Origin of the sequence: Sphingobacterium hungaricum (genome assembly GCF_015210005.1) — a bacterium.
Taxonomy (GTDB): domain Bacteria; phylum Bacteroidota; class Bacteroidia; order Sphingobacteriales; family Sphingobacteriaceae; genus Sphingobacterium; species Sphingobacterium hungaricum.
In genome coordinates this window covers 254584-276604 of sequence record NZ_MU158697.1, presented here as the reverse complement: position 1 = coordinate 276604, position 22021 = coordinate 254584, and the positions used below count along the sequence as shown (strand labels likewise).

Annotated in this window: 16 protein-coding genes and 1 tRNA gene; 10 read left to right on the top strand and 7 right to left on the bottom strand. The window is 41.0% G+C overall.

The genetic code is table 11. From position 1 onward, the window contains the following. The first annotated feature begins 6 nt into the window (after positions 1–6). The gene (locus C4F49_RS01115) at positions 7–402 is read left to right on the top strand and encodes a DoxX-like family protein (protein WP_196933984.1); all 396 of its coding nucleotides are present in this window, start codon (positions 7–9) and stop codon (positions 400–402) included. Beyond that, the gene (locus tag C4F49_RS01110; protein WP_196933983.1) at positions 399–1136 is read left to right on the top strand and encodes a DUF2071 domain-containing protein; all 738 of its coding nucleotides are present in this window, start codon (positions 399–401) and stop codon (positions 1134–1136) included. The genes C4F49_RS01115 and C4F49_RS01110 overlap by 4 nt, the downstream gene beginning before the upstream one ends. Before the next feature lie 49 nt (positions 1137–1185). On the opposite strand, the gene C4F49_RS01105 is transcribed toward C4F49_RS01110, so the two are convergent. Further along, positions 1186–3060, bottom strand: a complete 1875-nt coding sequence (locus tag C4F49_RS01105) for a RagB/SusD family nutrient uptake outer membrane protein (RefSeq protein WP_196933982.1) — start codon at positions 3058–3060, stop codon at positions 1186–1188. 11 nt (positions 3061–3071) lie between these two features. Beyond that, the gene (locus tag C4F49_RS01100; RefSeq protein ID WP_196933981.1) at positions 3072–6305 is read right to left on the bottom strand and encodes a SusC/RagA family TonB-linked outer membrane protein; all 3234 of its coding nucleotides are present in this window, start codon (positions 6303–6305) and stop codon (positions 3072–3074) included. A gap of 299 nt (positions 6306–6604) precedes the next feature. On the opposite strand from C4F49_RS01100, the gene C4F49_RS01095 reads away from it, so the two are divergent. Both C4F49_RS01095 and C4F49_RS01090 read left to right on the top strand, forming a co-directional pair. Continuing rightward, the gene (locus C4F49_RS01095) at positions 6605–7360 is read left to right on the top strand and encodes a class I SAM-dependent methyltransferase (RefSeq protein ID WP_196933980.1); all 756 of its coding nucleotides are present in this window, start codon (positions 6605–6607) and stop codon (positions 7358–7360) included. After that, positions 7344–7739, top strand: coding sequence for a hypothetical protein (locus tag C4F49_RS01090; protein WP_196933979.1), 396 nt, complete (start codon positions 7344–7346; stop codon positions 7737–7739). Before C4F49_RS01095 ends, C4F49_RS01090 begins: the two co-directional genes overlap by 17 nt. A gap of 191 nt (positions 7740–7930) precedes the next feature. On the opposite strand, the gene C4F49_RS01085 is transcribed toward C4F49_RS01090, so the two are convergent. Beyond that, the gene (locus C4F49_RS01085; RefSeq protein ID WP_196933978.1) at positions 7931–9352 is read right to left on the bottom strand and encodes an alpha-L-fucosidase; all 1422 of its coding nucleotides are present in this window, start codon (positions 9350–9352) and stop codon (positions 7931–7933) included. 137 nt (positions 9353–9489) lie between these two features. Between C4F49_RS01085 and C4F49_RS01080 the strand changes: the two genes are divergently transcribed. Further along, a complete protein-coding gene (locus tag C4F49_RS01080) occupies positions 9490–10899 on the top strand; it encodes a sensor histidine kinase (protein WP_196933977.1) in 1410 nt (469 codons plus the stop codon). Positions 10900–10902: 3 nt separating this feature from the next. Continuing rightward, entirely contained in the window at positions 10903–11610 is a 708-nt protein-coding gene (locus C4F49_RS01075) for a response regulator transcription factor (protein WP_196933976.1), read from the top strand. Positions 11611–11757: 147 nt separating this feature from the next. On the opposite strand, the gene C4F49_RS18135 is transcribed toward C4F49_RS01075, so the two are convergent. After that, positions 11758–12030: a type II toxin-antitoxin system YafQ family toxin gene (locus tag C4F49_RS18135; protein WP_196934393.1), complete on the bottom strand. Its 273-nt coding sequence runs from the start codon at positions 12028–12030 to the stop codon at positions 11758–11760. A 2-nt stretch (positions 12031–12032) separates the two neighbouring features. Continuing rightward, positions 12033–12224: a hypothetical protein gene (locus tag C4F49_RS01065; protein ID WP_231388169.1), complete on the bottom strand. Its 192-nt coding sequence runs from the start codon at positions 12222–12224 to the stop codon at positions 12033–12035. Between the two features lie 679 nt (positions 12225–12903). Here C4F49_RS01065 and C4F49_RS01060 point away from each other — a divergent pair. The 4 genes from C4F49_RS01060 to C4F49_RS01045 are packed head-to-tail and all read left to right on the top strand — an operon-like array spanning position 12904 to position 20327. Beyond that, positions 12904–14253, top strand: coding sequence for an IPT/TIG domain-containing protein (locus C4F49_RS01060; protein WP_196933974.1), 1350 nt, complete (start codon positions 12904–12906; stop codon positions 14251–14253). 14 nt (positions 14254–14267) lie between these two features. Then, entirely contained in the window at positions 14268–17360 is a 3093-nt protein-coding gene (locus C4F49_RS01055) for a SusC/RagA family TonB-linked outer membrane protein (RefSeq protein ID WP_196933973.1), read from the top strand. A gap of 24 nt (positions 17361–17384) precedes the next feature. Beyond that, the gene (locus C4F49_RS01050; RefSeq protein WP_196933972.1) at positions 17385–19406 is read left to right on the top strand and encodes a RagB/SusD family nutrient uptake outer membrane protein; all 2022 of its coding nucleotides are present in this window, start codon (positions 17385–17387) and stop codon (positions 19404–19406) included. 27 nt (positions 19407–19433) lie between these two features. Next, positions 19434–20327, top strand: a complete 894-nt coding sequence (locus C4F49_RS01045; protein ID WP_196933971.1) for a BT_3044 domain-containing protein — start codon at positions 19434–19436, stop codon at positions 20325–20327. 179 nt (positions 20328–20506) lie between these two features. Here the strand turns inward: C4F49_RS01045 and C4F49_RS01040 are convergent, their stop codons facing one another. Both C4F49_RS01040 and C4F49_RS01035 read right to left on the bottom strand, forming a co-directional pair. Continuing rightward, positions 20507–21652, bottom strand: a complete 1146-nt coding sequence (locus tag C4F49_RS01040; RefSeq protein WP_196933970.1) for an Sb-PDE family phosphodiesterase — start codon at positions 21650–21652, stop codon at positions 20507–20509. A 210-nt stretch (positions 21653–21862) separates the two neighbouring features. Then, positions 21863–21934: transfer RNA gene (locus tag C4F49_RS01035), tRNA-Glu, on the bottom strand. Positions 21935–22021 lie beyond the last annotated feature (87 nt).

Sequence of the window (22021 nt, the reverse complement as noted above, 5' to 3'; positions counted from 1 at the left end):
AGAAGATTGAAAAATTCAACTTTACATAAATCATTAACTTATTTGATAGCCATTGTGTGGTTTGTGAATGGATTCTTCTGTAAAGTGCTGAATTTAGTTCCGCGACATCAAGAGATTGTCGCTCGAATCTTAAGCGAGCAACATGCCCGAATGCTTACGGTACTAATCGGTCTTTCGGAAGTCATCATGATGATATGGATTTTGTCCAGATATAAATCCAGATTAAATGCATGGGTACAGATTATAATTATTGCCAGCATGAACCTTTTAGAAACGGTCTTGGCTCCCGACCTTCTGCTTTGGGGGCATTGGAATATCGTCTTCGCTGGAATTTTCTGCATGATTATTTATTACAACCAATTTATTTTAAATCCTTCAAATCATCAAACGCCCAACAAATGAATTCTCTGAAAAATCACCCATTTGCTGTAGAGGCTTTTTTTGAAAGTTCCGTGGTGCTGACCTACGCATTTCCAAAAGAGGAACTCGAACCGTTAATTCCGGAATGTTTGGAATTGGATGTGTTTGATGACAAATGGGCATTTGTTGCTGTCGCAATGGTGCAGACTTCGGGATTGAGGCCCAAAGGCTTTCCGAAATTTATGGGCAATGATTTCTTTCTGATTGGCTATCGTGTTTTTGTTCGCTACCGCAATAAAGTGGGGAAACGTTTACGAGGTTTATATATTTTGAAATCGGAGACCGACAAAAAGAAAATGGAATTGCTTGGCAATCTATTTACTCATTATAATTATACGACTACAGATATCCAACAGCATACCGAACAAAACAACCGGACAATCCATTCTATCCATTCGCAATTCGAACTACAGATTTTGGAAAATCAGGATGAGGTTTCTCTTCCAAACGGCTCTCCCTTTTCGGAATGGAAAGAAGCCAGAAGATTTGCCGGCCCTTTGCCTTTTACATTTACGTACAATCCAACTGACAAAACGATCTTGATCATCGAAGGAGTGAGGCAACATTGGGAACCAAAACCTATCCACATTCTAAAACATCAATTTGAGTTCTTTAAGTCAATAAATTTGAATGAGCCATTATTATCAAGCGCTTTCGAGGTGACAAATGTTCCTTATTATTGGAAAAAGGGGAAATTGGAAAAATTAAATCCATGACGCAAAAAAGCCCCCATCAAATAATGGAGGCTTTTCGCAAAAATCTAAACTAGTAGCCCGGATTCTGTAATAGTTTTGTATTTCTATTGATCTCATCTCTATGAAAAGATGTAAAATACATTTTATCGTTCCAGACTCTATTTTCAATTCCCGGATTAAGCGTATTAACGGTATAGTTGTAGTTATAATTGTTAACATCATATTTATAGACCGACACTTGTGCTCCGGGTTTTAAGGCACCAACGACAGCAATGGTCGTTACCTTTCTTCCTAAAGTTTCATTTGCAATCATCCAGCGACGAGCATCAAAGAATCGATGTTCTTCATAAGCAAGTTCTATTCTCCTTTCATTTCTATACTGAGTCTTTAGAGCATCGCCTGTTGCCGTAATCGCTGGCATGCCCGCGCGGAACCGAATTTTGTTTAACCAAATTTTCGCTTCACCTTCTTCCCCCAACTCAATGCAAGCCTCTACATAGTTTAGTACTGCTTCTGTGTATCGAAGCAAAGGCCAAGGAATTTGTTGACGCGTGTTTTGATCAACAATGGCCGGGTTAGGATCTGTGAATTTCCGATAATAGTATCCTGTATACGTACCATTCCAATCTTCGATTGGGCTATTCCGCATATCCAAACCAAACACAGCAGTTTTATTTCCAGAACCACTTCCCACTTCGTAACGACCTGTTTGTATCTGATTATTTGGGTCACGGTTCTTTACGTCATCTGTTCTAGGTTTCCAATTGGCTCCATCGTATAAAATTGTAGCATAAAAGCGTGGGTCGCGATTTGAATAGGGGCTACCTTTATGTGCAGCATTAGCCCAACTAAATTTTTCTCCTGTTGCAAGTTCATAATCATCGACTAATAATTGCGTTGGGGAATTCCCCGCCCAATTATGATAGCCATTGGGGCCGTTATCACGACCAACCCATCCACCTCGCTCATCTTTGATATCATTAAAGAACCGACCTAAAATTAGATCGCGCTTACCATCAACATTCGCGTTTTTGCTACCTCCACCCATGGCTATATCCATATAATTTGCAGTTCCTTCTTGAGCGGTCACTGGCGCTACGAGGTCGAGTTTGTAGGCATATTCTGTTTTGTCCAACACCGCTTTTGCCGCATCTTTAGCCGCTTGCCATCTTGTGACTCTATTGCCACTTGTATACGCTAAAAATTCAGGATTTGAATAGCCACTAATTACAGATGATTTCCTCTTTGCTGTCGCGGCATCGTGTAAATCGCTAGCGGCATACAGCAAGACTCTCGCTTTTAAGGCTAAGGCAGCAACAGTATTCGCTCGTCCATCAATTTTGGCTGTTCCTTCCATCAAAATAACAGCCGAATCGCAATCATCGACAATAAAATCAACGCAAGATTCGTAGGTACTGCGTTCTTTGGTTAAATCAGCATCGCTCAATTCATAGACGACATCAACCAGAGGAACGGCTCCATAGAATCTTAATAGCTGCTGATAAAAATATGCCCTAAGAAAGTAAGCTTCGCCCAGAAGTTCATTCGCTTTCTGCGCATCATTAAATCTTGGAGCCTTAAGTTCACGTATGGCAATATTCGTTGCACGAATCCTCCGATACATATTTTGATAGCTATAGGTATCCATAATAAAACCTTGGTCGGCAGGATTCGACCGGCTTTCGGTGACGGTATTTATTCCTCTTCCAGGATGCGTGAACAATGCTTCGTCAGTCATCGAAGCCATTTGCTGTTCATAAAACCCTCCAACGCCAAACCCATTGTAGATTTCATAAATAAATGCTTCAGCCAATCCTGCATCTGACCAGACAAGGTCTTCGGGAACTTCTTGCAATGGCCTTTTATTTACAAAATCATCGTTACAAGAGGCCATCAATCCTATCAGGACTGCAGATATATATATAAATTTGAATTTCATTTTCATAGCTATAATTTTTAAAAGGAAACCATCAATCCCGTATTAATCAATCTAGATTGTGGGTAATAATGTCCCAATTGATTCGTATTCTCTGGATCAAAAACTTTCATATTACTCCATGTAAACAAGTTTAATCCACTAACATACACTCTCGCATTGCTTAGCTTAATCTTTTCCAGCCATGATGCGGGAAGATTGTAGCCTAATTCCACATTTTTCAAGCGCAGGTAGTTCGAGCTTCGCAACCAATAGGTATTTCCATTCGAATAATATTGATCGCTTCGATCTGTAATGCGCGGATGTTCGCTGCTCGGATTATCCACTGTCCAGCGATTTTCATAAAAGTCTAACAGATAGTTTCCAATCGCGCCTGATTCATCTGTAGCAACTCGAAGCTCGCCGCCTGTAGCTCCCTGCAATAAAATGGAGATATCGAAATTCTTATAGCTTAAACCAAGATTGACACCACCTTGAAAAGTTGGCACCGTATTTTTATCGCGGCGAACCTGATCTTCGGGAGTGATTTTTCCGTCTCCGTTATAATCTTGATATTTCATATCACCTGGACGCAGATTTCCTGTAATTCCGCTATAATCTATTGTATTGTTATCGATTTCGGCTTGGTCTCTGAAAACACCATCATACAGGTAATACAATCCGGCGTTAATTGATCGCCCTGTACTTTGCTGCCATTCAGGTGCTCCTGGCGCTTCGTCCCAAAATATGATCTTGTTTTTAGCATAGCCACCATTAACAGATGCGCTAAAATTAAATTCACCAAATTGTTCTCGGTATCCAACATTAAAATCAAAACCAGAATTATTCACCTTTCCAATATTTTCTGCTGGCAGTGTCATTCCTGTACTTTGTGGGATCGAAGCATTTCTTCTCCATAAAATACTATTTCGGCTATTCTTGAAGACATCAAATTCAATATTGAATTTACCTCCCATAAGTTGCAGATCAACACCTAAATTATAATTATTAGCAACTTCCCAAGTGATAAACATATTTGGAACACGTTGTTCTGCTAGTGACTTTAAGACCTCGCCACCAATCACATAACTTCCAAACCCATAACTTAAAAAGTATTGGTATTCTTGCAGTAAGCCGTCGTAATAAATATTATCATTACCCATTTGACCATAAGAAGCTCTTAACTTGAAATAATTTACAAAAGGTACGCTCTCCTTCCAAAAATTCTCTTCGGATACGACCCAACCTAACATCGCGCCTGGGAAAAATCCGTAACGGCCATCTTCTGGAAACATATACGATCCGTCATATCGCCACAATAGCTCTGCAATGTATTTGCTCTTGTAATTGTAGTTGACACGTCCAAAATAGTTTAAGCGCGCCCGTTCCCAAGCGCCGCCATTATTATCTTTTTCTGCATCGCCTCCAGCAAATAAGTAATCAATGCTGTTGGAAATGAAAAATCTTCTAAACGCACTGAAATTTTCATTCTTGATAGTTTCTCGATTCACCCCAGCCAATAAATTGATGGTATGATCTCCAAATTTCTTATCATAGCTTAAAGTCGAACCAAGCAATACATTAAGCTGATCTTCCATCGACTCATTCAAACTCGGATCTGCTGGCCCTCTTTGTCCGCCAACTAATAATGGCGTTACGCCATCAGCTTCATATTCTCCCTGCCAGGTATACAAATACCATGGAATTTCCCATCTTTTATTCCTCCGAAGATATTTATCCACTGAGGCCGTACCCGTTAGCTTCAATCCTTCAACTCCAGGAATCTGTATTTCTATCTGTCCGTTTGTTTGAAAATAATAACGTGTATCCCGATTATATCCAGTTTCATTTGTTGCAATCACAACAGGATTTTCACCATTTTCAATATCGGGTCCCGGTAATCCATTCGGCCAATAAGCTGGCATAGTCGGGTTTCCGCGCATCAACATCCTAAAGATAGTTCCGGCTCCTTTAGTCGGGAAAAACCGATTCTCTTGACGTCCCAAAACCCCGATCTGCGTTTTTATGTATTTGTTGATATTCGCATCCATATTGATCCTCATATCATATTGTTTATATCCTGTGGCAGAATTTTTATAAAAGCCATCTTGATCTTGGTAGCCCAATGATGTTAGGTATCTAAAATCTTCATTACCGCCGTCGATCTGAAGCGTATGCCTTTGCTGCGGTGACCATTTCTTCAAGCCTTCCTCATACCAATCAGTATTTGGATGTCCCCAAGGATCTTGCCCATTTGCAAATAATTCTCGATCTTCCGGATCAAAGGGTGCATTCAGCGTGGAACCATCTGGTCGAACATAGGTTCCGGTCGAATTAAAACCATTTAACGCATTAGACCACTCATTGACCGGCAACTTATAGATTTCCAGCTCATTTCTCATTTCAGCATATTGCATTGCATCTGCCAGCTGAGGAATAACTGTTGGTTGCGCAAATCCCTGGTTAAAATTATACGATAGTTTAGGCTTGCCCGTTTTACCCCGTTTGGTTGTGACAAGTACCACGCCATTCGCAGCCCTCGCTCCATAAATCGCAGCGGAAGCATCTTTTAGCACGGAAATGTTTTCAATATCCGCTGGGTTCAACCGATCAAATCCGCCGACTCTGGCCGGAATTCCATCGATAACAATTAATGGCCCGCTGTCACCGAGCGTGTTCGTTCCGCGAATCCGTAATCCAGATCCATCATATCCCGGTTCTCCGCCACTGTTTGTGGCAACGACTCCAGGAACTCGGCCTGCTATGGCATTTGAAACGTTTAGGGATGGAGACTTCTGCAATTCGTCTCCCTTGACGGTAGCTACGGCTCCGGTAACAGTGGCTCTCTTTTGAGTACCATAACCCACCACAACGACTTCCTCGATGTCATCTTCGGACGCTGTCAACTCAACGTTCACAGTTGTTCTGCCCTGAATCGGGATTTCTACAGTCTCCATGCCAACGGAAGTAAAAACTAAGGTGGCTGTAGCAGATACATTGTCAAGCGCAAAGGCTCCAAAATTGTCGGTCGTTGTGGCTTGTGTTGCGCCTTTGACCGTAACAGTCGCGCCGTTAATTGGTTCGCCGGTAGCACTGTTTTTTACTGTACCGCGTACAGTGATCTCATTTTGCAAAAATGAGGCGTGGATAAAAGAATGTGTAGCCCAATGAGCGTGCGCTCCTGAGGTCGGTAACGAAGAAAGTAAAAAAACTCCGCTGATACCAAACAAGCTCCTACCATTCTTTCCTAGGAAAAGAAATAGGTTCTTAATCATAAACGATTAGGTTTAAATGCTTAGATTTATTAGTTATCAATCGAACATACAAAAAAAATTTCATTTAAGTTAACCTATTAAAACAGAAGGAAAAATAAATAAGCGTATAAACGACATTTTATTGCCTAACGTGACCAAATCTTCTTTTTTCAGTTAAGAAAATCGTCCAAGTTTAAATACTGCTTTGTAACATTTGCGTCCTTTACTTTCAGCTGCGATCTATTTTTTAATTAAATAGTATACTGTACTTTTATAAACAGACTAATTCCCTATCATTGGAAAAAGGGCAGAATAGAATTATGGAAGTAAGACGCAAAAATTTTCAGGGTGTTTGGAACATTATTCGTTTCAATTGGCATTTTTATGTTTTTGCGATCGCTGCGATTGCTCTGTTATGGATGTCATCAACTTATTTTCCTCCGGTTTTGCAGACGGCTGTTGTGGTTGCTTTGTTCTTCGGAATTCTTACTATTATTTCTTCCTTATTGGTTTCCTATTATGTGTATGATTATTCTGATTTATACGAATTGGAATTTCTCGAAAACTGCCGGCAGCAAACTATTCTGAATGTGCATGCTGGATTAGACGAAACAAGTGAACTCATTAGGCATCAATACCCACAAGCACATCTCGACGTATGCGACTTTTATGATCCTAAAAAACATACGGAGATCTCCATCAAACGAGCTCGGAATGCTTATCCTGTAGCTGCCGGAACAATTCCCATAGCGACCAGCAAGCTTCCCTTCGACGATAGGCGGTTTGATAAATCTTTGAATATCTTAGCAGCGCATGAAATCAGAAATATGCAAGAGCGCATTCAGTTTTTCATGGAACTGGGCCGCGTAACTAAAGACGATGGAATAATCTATGTTACCGAACACCTGCGTGACCTTCCAAACTTTCTGGCTTACACGCTCGGTTTTTTTCATTTTCATTCTAGAAAAACCTGGCTCGAGACATTCTCAAGAGCAAATCTAATCCTAGTTAGAGAAATCAAAACAACGCCGTTTATCACCACTTTTATCCTTCAGAAAAATGGAATTGCATTATAAAATAATTGGCGTACTCCTGATCATGCTGTCGTTTATCCACTTGACATTCCCTAAGTTTTTCAATTGGGAACAGGAGTTAAAATCCTTGAGCCTGATCAATCGGCAGATCATGCGCATCCATACCTTTTTTATCGCTTTGTTGCTCTTGCTGATGGGGATATTATGCCTGACATCCAGTAGCGATTTGATCAATACCCCACTAGGCAAACGGATTGCATTAGGTTTGGGAATCTTTTGGTTTATTCGTCTGCTATTTCAATTCTTTGGTTACTCGAGCCGTCTTTGGCGTGGGAAATCGTTTGAAACTGCAATGCATATTTTCTTTTCACTATTATGGATCTACTTTAGCCTTGTATTTATAGGAACAGGTGTGTCCTGATGGGAATCTTTTCAAAATTTTGACCCTAATAAAGGCGGTTTTATAAACGATGTTATAAATTTTAGAAACCAAGAAAATCTTATTGGGATTCCCCATTTGTAGCTCGAGCGCAATAGACAAAAGACTGCAACATAAAAAGAACACACGCGATTTGCGTGTGTTCCAATACATATCAGGGTTAAAAGATTTAACTATTTTTTTGCTTGCGCAATGCGCTCATGATAAACCGCGACTTCGGACAATACCGCACGGCCATTTTTGGGCTTGATATGCAGGCGGATTTTCTGCCCAGTCAGCGTATCAAAACGCAGGATCTTGATGCGGCCTTGCTCTTTGGCTTTAGCATTGATTGGAAACCATTTTCCATCTTTATAGTATTCGAGCTGATAGTCGGAAGGATTATTTCTTCCTTCGGTAATGACGATGCTATTAAAATCAATCGAGCGTTCGAACGTTAGTTCGTACCAAGGATTTTCCGATGCAGCGGCATTGGAGACCCAAGAACTGCCGAAATTATCATCATTCGCAAAGTCCATAATATTCATGTCGTCGCTCCAGCTCGAATTGCTGCGCACATCTTTCGCCAGGTTGCTGGCGATCACTGGCGATTCGTAAGCCGGAAGCTCTGCATAAGCTGGTGTTTTTTTGTAGAGCTGTCCGATTTCTTTTAGCGCAGCTAAGGCATTTTCATCCATCAAGCCATCCGCATTAGGCGCTACGTTAAGCATAAAATTGCAGTAGGCATCGTTATAAGGGATAATAAAATCATTGACCAAGTTTTTGACATCCTTCACGGCAGTTGTTGGAAATGATTTTTTCCAGAACCAATTCTGCTGCAAAGGCAGGCAAGCCATTGCTGGAAGCTGATTATGTTCTTTGCTGATAAATTGCCCCGCACCTTGCTCATAAGATTTAATATCCGAATAGAACAGCGCTTCGCCAGGGTATTTCGCCGAATTCAGCTCCATCACCAAGCAATTTGGCTGCAGGGATTTGATGTGGTAATAGATGTCGTCAAATGGAATTTCATCATAGGAAATGCGCGACCAAGGAGCGTCCCATCCATCGATCACCAAAGCATTGATTTCTCCATAGTTCGTCAGCAATTCAGTCAGCTGGTCTTTGATCATCTGGATATGTGCTTTAGTAATGCTATTCGGGCGGATTTCTTGATGCGTGTCGAGGATCGAATAATAGAGCATGACCTCTAAATCATTCTTGCGGAACGCATCCGCAAATTCTTTGACTACATCGCGTCCCAATGGCGTATTCATCACATTGTAGTCGGTCGTTTTGGTATCCCAGATCGGGAATCCGCTATGGTGTTTCGTTGTCAAGCATCCATAGGTCATGTTTGCCGATTTCGCCGCCTTCGCCCATTGCGCAGCATCCAAATTTGGCGAATCGAATAATTCAAGCGCCGCGTTGGGATCCGACCAATCCTGGTCCATAAAAGTAGGCATTCCATAATGGATAAACATGCCGAAACCAAGGTTGACAAAATCCAGCTGTTGCTTGCGCAGCGCATCGGGCGCGACTTGTGCTGTAGCGGTCTGGAACGGAAGCGAGCCCGCAAGGACTAGCAGGAACGTAAGTAAAAAGTTTGTTTTCATAATTTCGTAGCGACTAATTTGTGCATGCTCAAAGGTAAGGCATAGCGCGGGCGAAAGGCATTAATGAAAGCATAACGAAAGCCTAATAAAAGCTTAATAGCCACGGAGATTTCGCTAAAATAAGCTAGTTTTATGCGATGGTAGTACGAAATAGTCCTTTGCTGTATAAGTGGGTGCTGGTATGCAGTTTTCTGATGCTGTCGGTGCTGATCGGGGTGCTGGTCTTTAATACCTATCGCTATAAGGATAAAAATTTTCAGAATTATCAGAAACAGGCAATCGAAAAGGCTTATGGCCACTACATTATGAATGATAAGCTATTCCCGGGAGGGAATGGCATCTTTGGGACGCAGCTTGAACCTTACCTGCCCGAATTGGTCCGTTTGCATGAACAGGATAAGGTGGCTTTTGGAGCGAAAAGAGATACGGTGCTGTCTTCATTCTGGCAAGAATTACGAAATGGGAATAGCATGGACACGGTTTTTTCGCAGATTGTAGCTCAGGAAGGGCTGGATAGCAGCCTGCAATATAGCCTTCAGTTTGACCGTCTGGAATTGCTGCTGCCTGCCGATGGGCAGTGGTTTGTTTTATATCCTAGCGGCGAAGCCGAATGGCCTGTGCCAATTGCCGGAAACCTTGCTGCGCCAACGGAGAATAACCGAGTGCTGAAATTGTCGGTCAATGCAGGGCATGAGGCAGTCTATCGCTTTTCTTACAGCTTGTATGTGGATTATCCGAACCGCTTTGCTAGGGTTTTGCAGGACATGCTTCCTGTCTTCAGTTTCTCGATTGCCTGCATCCTGTTGCTGGTTTTTATCAATTACCTGACGTACAGAAATTGGGTGGATCAGCGCAAGGAAGCCCAGCTGAAAACGGAATTTCTGAACCATATCCGGCATGAATTCAATACGCCGATAACCACGATCTTGATCTGTGCGAATAGCCTGAAGGAACAGCACAGCCAGTTGCAGGCGGCGGATGTGTCGTCGATGGGGCAGATTGTCGAGCGGCAGGCTGAGCGGCTGAAGCTATATTTCAAGCAGATCCTGGATTCGGTCACGATTCAAGAACAGCAAGCTCAGCTGGAGCTTGTCGGGATTTCGGGATTGACGGAGGAATTGTTGCAGGATATTTCTCTGCGCTATGCGGATCAGATTGCGATTCGGATTGATCCTTTGTCCGCGGAGCGGCATGTATGGGTGGATCCGTCGCTGTATTTTTCGATCCTAGATAATTTGGTGTCGAATGCGCTGAAATTCAATCATAGGCATTTGCCTGCGGTTGATTTCCAATGGAATCAGGAGGGTAACCGTTTGCAGCTTTTGGTGGAAGACAATGGAATCGGCATCGAGGAAAAGGATCAGAAGCTTGTATTCGATCAGTTTTACCGTTCGAATCAAGCGGGGAAGACTTCGGGTTTAGGACTAGGCTTGTATTATGTCAAAACCTGTGTGTCCCGAATGGACTGGGACATTGCGGTAGGATCTTCGAAATCGGGCGGTACTATTTTTACAATAACAATTAATTTGGAAGAAAGGAGCTCATAGGCTATGGACAGGGATAAATTTGAGGATATTTTGCTGGTGGAAGATGAGCCCGATCTGGGGTTGGTGCTGGCGCAATACCTGCGTTTAAAGGGCATCCGTGTGCACTGGAGCCCATCTGCAGAAATGGCTTTGGAAGCCTATGCCGCAGGTTCTTTTCGGCTGGTCATTATTGATGTGCAGCTGCCGGACAAGAATGGTTTTGAGCTGGCGAAGGAAATCCAACAGCTTAATAAGCAGCAGGCCTTTTTCTTCCTCACCGCGCATCAGCAAAAGGAAAGCCGCATGCAGGGTTTGGAGCTGGGCGCCATCGATTATATTGGAAAGCCTTTTGAAATGGAGGAACTGATGCTCAAGATCAAAAATTTCCTCAGCATCCAAACTGAAACGATAGAGCCGGAGCTTGTTGCCGAACCTATTAAATTGGGCAATAGCACCTTTGTGAAAAACCGCATGCTCCTGTTGACGGAAAATGGCAAACAGACTAAACTAACAGTCCGCGAAACGGATATCCTGGACTACCTGATCTTGCATAAAAACCAGCTGGTCTTAAAGAAGGATATGCTGCAGCGCTTCTGGGGCGATACGGATTATTTCAATGGCAAAAGCCTAGAGGTTTTTATCTCGCGTATCCGCAAGCTCCTGCTTACAGAACCTCATATCCGAATCGATACGGTCTATGGCGCAGGCTATATTCTTGTGGATGAGGGGTAGGGAGGAGAAGGGGGGATTGAGAGGGTTATTGTTTGTGTTGTCCTAATTAGTCCCTAAGAAAAAATCTCTCGATAAAATTTGGGGATTAATCATTATTCACTTTTGAAGCTTCTTTTGTAAATATGATATAGGTATTAAAGTATCAATTTAGAATAAATCACTATGTGTACCTGTTCGTATTAAGGTAATCAGCCTAATGGTTTCATTTTGCTCCCAAATTAAAAGCCAATCGGGATTGATATGGCATTCCCAAAAGCCTTTGTATTTCCCTAACAACTTATGGGGTTTGAATTTTACAGGAAGAATACCATTTTCAACTAAATTATTAACGACCTCATCCAATAAGCGAGTATCAAAACCACGTTTTTTAGCGAGCTTGATATCTCTTTTGAACTGTCCGGTCTGTTCAAGCTGGTATATGCTTACAGAATTTGCTTCCTAAAATCGGCTAGAGAGATTTTGCTAGCTTTGCCAGACTTTGCTTCTTTGATCGCCTTTTCAGTTTTTTTATTGTAGCGGGTTTCTTCGAGCTCGATAAAAGGAAGAGTCTTAAGGTATTCATAAAAACCTTTTGCCTGTTTGTTTCTCTTATCAATTTTTATCTTGATTTCCATATCGACAGTAGTTAATGATGCTATCACAAAGTTAATTAAAAAAAGGATGTCGTGCTATTCGATATTTTGCTCTATTTTTTTAGAATAATTTATAAGCTTATTGATTGAATTATCAGGCCCAGCTTTGTCTATTAACATTTTGTCAAATACTTATGTGTCTTATTGGTATACGCTCATTAAGCTATTCAAAATTCCAGATTAAAAAATAGCGTGTAACATCCTTCTTTTTTTCTAAGAGCTGGGTTTCTTCACATGCATTGCGCAGCCGTATAAAAAATCAGTAAGCAAATCTTTTGTTAGCTATTTGCTAGGGGAGCATTTAGACATAGAATGATAGTTTTGAAGTCTGCTATTGATTCCTCTACAAGCCATTTATACACCCGACTCCTTGGCCAAAACCTGTCGCTGTAAAAATCATTTTCAACAAGCGATCAGGCTGTTTTTGATCTATGGAAATCAATAATCGAGGCTAGTGTCATTAAAGTTTACATTGGCCGTATGCTAAATTTAGTTCCTAACGTTTTGGTATGTAGTTTATTAAAGAGCATCGGGAGCGAAACTCATTTTACCGAGCTCTTCTGATATTAAATGTTTTGATAATGGCCTGTTAATATTCGCTAAACATTACTTCTCTATCATTGCATCGAAAAATAAACATATTAACTTAAACCGTTATTCAATGAATCGCTACCTATTAAAGGCCTGCATTATCAGTACCTTAATTTGTTGTCTAAGCTGTAAAGATGAAAGCAAATCCACAGGCGTAGAGTATGATCCGAGCAAGGAGATCGTGTTAAAAACATTCTTTCCGGTAGAGGGGGGAGCTCGCGATAAAATCTTATTAGATGGGGAAAATTTTGGCAAAGACCCATCAAAAATCAAAGTCTATTTTAACAATGCAAGAGCTACCGTAGTGTCTTCAAGTGGCGAGCGCATTTATGCCATTGTGCCTCGATTGCCGGGAGCAAATCCTAAAATATCGGTAGTTATCGGTTCTGATTCTACAGTCTATGAGGGGAACTATGTGTATCATACACAAGCGTTGGTAAGTACGGTCACCGGAAATGGTGTAAAGTCTTTTACCGCGGGATCATTATCTGACGCTACGGTATATGGGAAATACCTGGAGCTTGACCGTGAAGGCAATATTTTTATGTCATGGCGCGACGGAAATACAACGGGAAGTACAGCGGCTACTTTTGGTGTAGCGCGTATTAATGAGGCAGAGAATATTGTTACGCCATTGATACAAGCGGAAGCGGCAGGCCGTGTGCTATATGCAAATGGACTTACTGTTGATCGTGCGACAGGCGTTCTGACTGCTGCGCATGAGTCGGTGCAAGAAGTAATGTTCACGTTTGATCCAAAAGAAGCATGGTATCCACGCCAGCGAAATGCACGGTATTCTACCAGTGACTACGCTTCCATTGTGGTAGCGGATCGCTACAAAAACTTTATCACGTTTTCGCCTTGGGACGGCCATTTATACACGCGTTTTCGCGATGGTAAAGTGGCTCGCATTAACCCACAGACTTTAGAATCAAAGATCGTTCATCAAGGACCTTATGGTTCACAATATGGTCAAGCGATCAATCCAGCAAAACCTTGGGAATTGTATATCACCTTGCACTCGAATGCGAGTCCTATCGAATTTAGACAAGGGATTATGGTTCTTGACTTACGGGATCCTGATGGAACAGGTGGTTTCAGGCGCTTAAATGCTCCGGGCGGATCGTCGTTCAAAGATGGCCCGATACAAGATGCCTTATTCAACTTGCCAAAAGATATCAAATTTGATAATGATGGAAATATGTTCGTGGCTGATTATGGAAATCACTGTGTGCGTATGGTTTCTCCTGATGGTGTAGTGACGACTGTCGCTGGCCAACCTGGGACAGCCGGTTTTAAAGATGGCGGTCCAGCTGAATCCCTGTTTAACCAACCTTGGGGAGTTGCTGTCAACGAGTTAGGCCATATCTACATCGCAGATTGGAACAATGCAAGAATCCGAAAATTAGTGATCGAATAAATTAACCTTTAAAAATGAAAGTAATACATAGTGTATGCTTGCTGTTGATCTGCTTATTTAGTATGCCAGCATCAGCACAGCAAGATCGTGAAGTTTCTATTGCGGGAAATGTAGTAGATGTAAATAATAAACCGATACCAAACGTATCAATTTATGTAAAAGATAAGCCATCAACTGGCCTTTCTACAAATAATTCAGGAGAATTTAAACTAAAAGCTGTTTATGGAGATAAAGTGGTATTTAGGTTTGTGGGTTATGAAACTCAAGAGTTTGTAGCTGTTGCCGATACCGCGAATTTAGTCATCACATTATATGAAGATGACGCAGAGATCGATGAGGTCGTTGTCGTAGGTCTTGGTAGTGTTGAACGTAAAATAAGCAATGTTGGCGCAATCACTACAGTCAATGTAAAAGATTTGCAAAGCCCAGCCGCTTCGATTACCAATTTGCTTGGAGGAAGAGCTGCGGGTGTGATCACGATGCAAACGAGTGGTGAGCCGGGTAAAAATAACGCTGACTTTTGGGTTAGGGGTATCGGTACATTTGGCGCTAACAACAGTGCGTTGGTTTTGATCGATGGATTGGAAGGTAATTTAAATACACTAGATCCTGCCGATATCGAAAGTTTCTCTATTCTAAAAGATGCTTCTGCTACAGCGGTTTACGGTGTGCGCGGAGCGAATGGAGTGGTTTTGGTAACGACCAAAAGAGGTCTTGTCGATCGCATACAGCTAACTGCTAGAGCGAATGGGACCCTATCCGCTTTAAACCGATTGCCAAACTATGTAGATGCATATGGTTATGCATTATTAGCGAATGAAGCAAATGTCATTAGAGGCAATACTCCATTATATAGTGAAGTGGAAATGGGGATTATAAGAGATGGCTTAGATCCAGATTTGTATCCAAATGTAAACTGGCAAGATGAAATATTAAATAAGAATTTTTATACGCAGAGCTACTATTTAAGCGGTAGAGGCGGTAGTGAAGTCGCTCGTTACTTCTTAAGTTTAGGTGGTAAATCACAAACGGCAGCCTATAAAGTAGACAAGAATTCTGTCTACAGCTCTAACGTAGGTTTTAATACCTACAATTACCGCATCAATTTAGATGTGAATTTATCAAAAACGACTAGGGTGTTTTTGGGATCAGATGGTTTCCTTTCTGCGCTTTCACAGCCAGGATTAGCGAATACGGACTATATCTGGGGAACGCAATCACGTCTGACTCCATTGAGTATTCCGACACAATACTCTAACGGATTATTACCTGGTCTCGGTACTGGAGATCAATCGTCTCCTTATGTCATGATCAATAGAACAGGTAAAGCTTTAGACGAAGAGTACCGAGGAAAAACCACATTGGCTTTAAACCAAGATTTATCACCCATTCTAGATGGTTTGAGATTCAGGGTTCAAGGAGCTTATGATATCTATAGTTATTTCAGTGAGCGCCGTCGGATTCAGCCAGCTTTATATAACGCTTTAGGAAGAGCTGCAGATGGATCATTGATTACGATAGAAACGGTTCCTGAGCAAAGGGCAAGCTATAATGAATCAACAAGACAATACAGAAAATACTTTTTGGAGTCTGCTATCAACTATGATAAAGTATTTAATGAAGACCATCGCACCTCAGCCTTGATCTATTACTACATGAGTGATGCAAAGGACACGAAGGATGCAATAAGTAACTTGGAAGCTATTCCATTGCGCTATCAAGGTGTATCCAGTCGATTTACTTATGGCTATAAAGACACCTACTTGTTAGATGCTAACTTTGGTTATACAGGTTCGGAAAACTTCCAGCCAGGTAGACAATATGGCTTTTTTCCTTCTATCGCTTTAGGTTGGGTACCTTCGAGCTATGAGTTTGTCAAAGAATCTGCGCCATGGTTGAATTATTTCAAAATTAGAGCTTCTTATGGATCTGTTGGTAATGACCGGATATCGGATATTCGATTCCCTTACCTCACAAAAGTGAATCAAAATAGCTCGACTATGGTTTGGGGCATTGATAGAATTGAAACAATAAACGAAACAAGGATCGGAGCCGACAACCTTGCTTGGGAACGCGCCATTAAATCAAACATTGGTTTTGAAGGTAAATTGTTCAATAACAAAATAGATTTCGTAATCGATATTTTCAGAGACATGCGTAATGGAATTTTCCAACAACGCGTACAAGTGCCAGATTATGTCGGGGTAATTTCTAATCCTTTTGCCAACGTAGGCCGTATGCAGAGTTCTGGAGCTGATGGAAATGTTTCATACAGAGGTACAATCTCTCCTGACTTAGATTTTACGGTTCGCGGAAATTTCACGTATGCCAAAACGATGGTAAAAAATTGGGAGCAGGCTTATTTAGAGCATCCTTATTTAGAATTCAACAATTTCCCTTATAACTCTATTCGTGGTCTGGAGGCGATTGGTTTATTTAAAGATGAAGATGATATCAAATATAGTCCTCAGCAAACGTACGGAGCTGTTATGCCAGGTGACATCAAGTATAAAGATGTAAACGGAGATGGTATAATCGACAATTTGGATAAAGTGCCATTAACACATAGTGATCAGATTCCACTTTTAATGTATGGTTTTGGTGGTGAGGTTCGCTACAAGAAACTTTCAGTCGGCGTGTTATTCAAAGGAACAGGAAACAGTCCATTTTTCTATGGAGGAACAGGTTACCGTCCATTCAATGAGGGTTCTTTGGGTAATGTGCTAGATATTGTTGCTGATCCTTCGAATCGCTGGATTCCTATGGACTACGCTGTAGCGAATGGCATTGACCCTTCCTTAGCCGAAAATCCAAATGCGAAATTTCCTCGCTTGTCTTATGGAGGAAGTACCAATAACAACCAAACATCCACATTCTGGCAAGGAAATGCTAAATACTTGCGTTTGCAAGAAGTAACCGTAAGTTATAGCGTAAATCCGGATTTCCTAAAAAGAGCAGGGATAAAATCGTTGGATTTGCAGTTTATAGGAAGCAATCTGCATGCATGGGATACCGTGAAAATATTTGACCCTGAGCAAGCACGTTATAATGGTCGTCAATACCCTATACCTTCTACGTTTTCGGTACAAGTATATGTTAATTTTTAAGAGAGAAAGATAGAATTCAAACAAATGAAAAAGTCAATTCTAAGACAGTTTTTTGGAGTATCCGTGCTAATTATGTCATTAGCAGTTACGTCATGCAACGATTATCTAAACATCGATGAATATTTTGACGACGAGTTCCAGATCGATTCTGCTTTTAGCAGCACACGGAATATGGAAGCCTACATGTGGGGCGCAGCAGCTATGTTTCTAGATGAATCAAGTACGATCCGTTTTGCACATACACCTGGACCTATGGCGACCGACGAAGGATTCAATGGCCTTACCAATGCTAATGGTTCTGGAAATATCTACCATGGAATGGATTTTGCAACAGGACGCATTACACCTGATTTTTATGGCGAAGGTGCTACCAATCTAAACCAATGGGGAAGATATTACAAAATTATTCGCAAAGCCAATACCATCCTTCAAAACATAGATAAACCTAAAGACCTGACGAATGCTAGCCGTGCTAGGATCGAAGGATATACAAGATTTATCAGAGCCTATGCCTATTATTACCTAATATTAGATTATGGGCCTCCGATTTTGGTAGGCGATGAGTTAGTCAATACAAATGAAGAAATAGCTTACTACGACCGGGAGCGCCCGACCTATGATGAAGCCATGGAATACATTTGTGGAGAGTTTGAAAAAGCAGCTGTATTAATGCCAACAGAAGTAGGGATCTTGGATTTTGGTAAACCCACAAAAGGCGCAGCCTTAGCGCTAGTAGCTCGCTTGCGATTAATCCACGCAAGTCCTTTATTCAACGGAGGACCAGTGGCAAATTCATACTTCGGATCTTGGACACGTCAATCCGATGGAGCTCACTATGTATCCCAAGTTTATGATGAAAAGAGATGGGCTGTTGCTGCGGCAGCAGCAAAACGCGTGATCGATTTGGGTAAATACAAATTGCATACGGCAGAAGCAGATGAGCTAACAGCGCCATTGCCTAAAGGCGTGACTTCCGATCCAAACTTCTATAATACTTATCCGAATGGAGCAGGAGGAATCGATGCGTTCAGATCTTATTCAGATATCTTTACAGGTGAAGAATACGCTGCGGTAAATCCTGAATTTATTTGGGCTAGAAATACAGTTTACCTAAATACAACGATCAATCAAGGTTCATTTCCTCCATCTTTGGGTGGATGGGGACGTTTTTGTGTGACTCAAAAAGTAGTTGATGCTTATTTGATGGATGATGGCCGTACCAAAGAAGAAGCTTCTTCAGATGGCTATTATTCTGAAACCGGATTTACTACACAAACAAGAAGATTTGCTGGATATCCATTGAATGCAGGTGTATACAATATGTATGCAAATCGTGAAATGCGGTTTTATGCTTCTGTAGGATTTAATGGAGCAGTTTGGCAGAACCTAAGCGTTGTTTCGAAGACAAATCACGTAGCCGATTATTTTTATCAAGGTGCTGATGGCCGTGGTGGTGTGACTGCATCGTCGCCCAACTATCCAATCACAGGCTATGTCATCAAAAAATACAATCATCCAATGGATGCTTTGACTGGAACTGGTGCGCGTAGAATTGACAAAGCTTATTCGATTATCAGGTACGCAGAAATTCTATTGATTTATGCTGAAGCATTAAACAATTTGACTGGAAGCCATACCGTTCAATTAGGCGATCAAAGCTATACCGTAAACCGTAATGTAGAAGAAATCAAAAGTTCATTCAATTTAGTTCGCTACCGTGCAGGCCTTCCTGGTCTTAAGAATGCAGAATTAAATAATCCTGAATTAATGCAAGATGCTATCGAGCGCGAGCGCATGGTTGAGTTCTTGTGGGAAAATTTACGTTACTACGATGTACGTCGTTGGGGTATCTATGAAGACACTGAGCGTGAACCAATGAGCGGCATGAATCCAGATGGTGCTACGGCTGACACGTATTACCGTCGCGTGATCCCAGGATCATCATCGTTCTTGAAAAGAGAAGTAAACAAAAAATTAGTGTGGATTCCTATCCCTCGCGCAGAACTTAGGAGGTTGCCTTCTGTATCACAAAATCCAGGTTATTAATCGTTAATATAAAAGTAAATGAATATCATGAAACGCAGTTTATCAGCGCTACTTATCCTTCCATTTTGCTTGGTCGGATGTAACGATGAAAAAGTATTCGAGCAAGAAATGTATATGAATATGGTGGCATTGATCAGTAGTTCATATCATAATAATTTCGAAGAAGTCTTACCGCTTACTGGCGAAGAAGTGACCGGCTATATTTCAGCTTCCGTTGGAGGCTCATACCCGCCCGATAAAGACTTGACAATAAGTTTAATAGAAGAGAATACTCCTTTTGATAGATACAATTGGTCTTTGTATGATGCGGACACTCGGTTGTATGCTAAATTATTGCCAAAAAGTAAATATGAAATTCCAGATTATAAGATCGTCATTAAAGCTGGTGAGCGTACAGGTCGTGCTTTAATCAAGATTCGTCCAGATGGATTATCCCCGGATTCTACTTATTTTATCAGTCTGAAAGCGGTAGATAATGAGGGTCTTGAAATCAACACTAAAAAGAACAATGTGTTGTATAAGGTTATGATTTATAACCAATATGCTTCTCAAGCCGTGAATTCATTCTATTCGATGACAGGTTTACAAAATGGAGCGGTTACGGCCGCAAGCAAGCAGTTGTTTCCTTTAACGCAACATAGCGTTCGCGTAATTGCTGGGACGGAATCTTATGCTAGCAATGAAACAAGCATTGCGAATACGTCGATGATATTGGATATTGCTGCCGATAATAAAGTAACCATCAGGCCGTATAAAAATTTGCAAATAACACAGGTTGATGGCAATGAACGCTACCCCAATACGTTTCAAGTTGAGGAATTTTTTGGAAGGAAGTTCAATGTATTTTTACTCTCCTATACCTACACGATCGGGAATAGAACTGTAGAAATGCAAGAAGAATTGCGAATGGAAGTGAGATAACAACTAGTCGATTACAATTTTTTCAAAGGCTGCTTTAAGATATTAGAGCAGCCTTTATTTGTATATAGGAAATAGGAATCGGGATTGAGAACTAATTCCTAATATGATTGAGTTGTAGAAAAAAGGAAACCCTCTAATGTAGATTAAAGGGTTTTAGAATGAATGATTGCTTGTTTAGTTTACAAGGAAAATTCAACAGCTAAGTGTTTGTCACTTCTTATAAATGTGGATACAACCTCATAGCTTAAGCTTTTTTGATTTGTTGGAGCGGTCAGGATTTGTGAGGATTGAGGATGTAAAGTAATTTTCTTTGTGCCTTTTCCAGATTTCAATTCCAATTCAAAATATAGATCGCTATTGTTCGAGAGTTCGTAATAGTTTGTGCTATTGCCTTTGGCATCAGTTTTTTCATGATACGGTTTGCTTAATGACACACAAGCATTAAAGAGGCTTCGCACATGTTCTTCTTTACCGAAAAGATATTTGCTTGACCAAGCAACTGTATTTCCTTTTTCTAAAGCTTCTCTTATCGATGCGGCTGTGCGGTCCTTAGCCATCACTAAGGTCATTGTACGATGTATTCCCTCGCGTTCGATATCATATTCGTGCGCTATCAGATTGTGAATATCTGTATTTCCAATAATGGTTAAATTACGATCCAAAGCCCAGTCCAAAGCTTTCTTGTGAAAACCAAATCCATTCACGACCTCAATACCATGCAATTTCTTTTCTGCATACATTTTTTCCACAAAAGGAATCCATTCATATGATCCTTCAATTTGAGTTGCTTTCCAGCCCGGATGATTCCAGAAGATAAATGCATTCTGGTCTACTGCGGCTTGAATAGCGCTTTCATCCAATTCACTTGAGCGATCCACAACCAAGTTCTTGTCATCTTGAATAAAAAGTGCATTGAAGTGTCCCGGAGGGGTGTTGCGAGTTATCTCAGTACCTTTAATAAGTATCAGGTTGTTTTCTGCTGCTAGGTTTTTAGCCAACTCATGCGGTCTAAGATTTCCTGGTTTTACATCTTCCGAATGTGGAGTATATTCCACGTGCTCAGTAAATGAAAAGGCATCCAAACCTTCCTTCCATGCTTCTTGCACGCGAACATTTGGCCATACATGTCCATCGGTAAACACGGTATGCATATGGAAATCACATTTTAATACTGTCAATCCACTTACTTTTGGGATGTTGATGATCTCTCTTTTTTTAGCATAACGAAATTCATCAAATCGCACGACCTCATTGCTTGCAGTCTGAGCAAAGCTGGCATGGCCTAATAAATGCATTGTGGCTAATAGAATAGTAATTTTTTTCATGGTTCGATTTTTCGCTAAAAATATCATTATAACATAATTTGCATATATCTTCTCTGTGAATAAATTGTGAACTATTTAACTTATCTGTACATGTTATACTGCTAAGCGAATATCTGCTGCGGTAAGATTTTTGATTTTAATTGTGTTTTTTAAATAAAAGGAAGGTAAAAGAAAAAACCCTGCAAACTTGACTGTTTGCAGGGTTTTTAGTAGCCCGTAGGGGAATCGAACCCCTGTTTCTAGAATGAAAATCTAACGTCCTAACCCCTAGACGAACGGGCCGTATTTGTTTCGGTGTGCAAATATAGAATTATCTTCTAAGTAAACAAAATATTTTTGCAAAAATTGCTATTTTGATGCTTTAATCTT

What these genes read in the sequence shown, in the direction of transcription:
- C4F49_RS01110 (WP_196933983.1), top strand. Translation starts at nt 399, where the DNA reads ATGAATTCTCTGAAAAATCACCCATTTGCTGTAGAGGCTTTTTTTGAA.
- C4F49_RS01105 (WP_196933982.1), bottom strand. Translation starts at nt 3,060, where the DNA reads ATGAAAATGAAATTCAAATTTATATATATATCTGCAGTCCTGATAGGA.
- C4F49_RS01100 (WP_196933981.1), bottom strand. Translation starts at nt 6,305, where the DNA reads ATGATTAAGAACCTATTTCTTTTCCTAGGAAAGAATGGTAGGAGCTTG.
- C4F49_RS01095 (WP_196933980.1), top strand. Translation starts at nt 6,605, where the DNA reads ATGGAAGTAAGACGCAAAAATTTTCAGGGTGTTTGGAACATTATTCGT.
- C4F49_RS01090 (WP_196933979.1), top strand. Translation starts at nt 7,344, where the DNA reads ATGGAATTGCATTATAAAATAATTGGCGTACTCCTGATCATGCTGTCG.
- C4F49_RS01085 (WP_196933978.1), bottom strand. Translation starts at nt 9,352, where the DNA reads ATGAAAACAAACTTTTTACTTACGTTCCTGCTAGTCCTTGCGGGCTCG.
- C4F49_RS01080 (WP_196933977.1), top strand. Translation starts at nt 9,490, where the DNA reads ATGGTAGTACGAAATAGTCCTTTGCTGTATAAGTGGGTGCTGGTATGC.
- C4F49_RS01075 (WP_196933976.1), top strand. Translation starts at nt 10,903, where the DNA reads ATGGACAGGGATAAATTTGAGGATATTTTGCTGGTGGAAGATGAGCCC.
- C4F49_RS01065 (WP_231388169.1), bottom strand. Translation starts at nt 12,224, where the DNA reads ATGGAAATCAAGATAAAAATTGATAAGAGAAACAAACAGGCAAAAGGT.
- C4F49_RS01060 (WP_196933974.1), top strand. Translation starts at nt 12,904, where the DNA reads ATGAATCGCTACCTATTAAAGGCCTGCATTATCAGTACCTTAATTTGT.
- C4F49_RS01055 (WP_196933973.1), top strand. Translation starts at nt 14,268, where the DNA reads ATGAAAGTAATACATAGTGTATGCTTGCTGTTGATCTGCTTATTTAGT.
- C4F49_RS01050 (WP_196933972.1), top strand. Translation starts at nt 17,385, where the DNA reads ATGAAAAAGTCAATTCTAAGACAGTTTTTTGGAGTATCCGTGCTAATT.
- C4F49_RS01045 (WP_196933971.1), top strand. Translation starts at nt 19,434, where the DNA reads ATGAAACGCAGTTTATCAGCGCTACTTATCCTTCCATTTTGCTTGGTC.
- C4F49_RS01040 (WP_196933970.1), bottom strand. Translation starts at nt 21,652, where the DNA reads ATGAAAAAAATTACTATTCTATTAGCCACAATGCATTTATTAGGCCAT.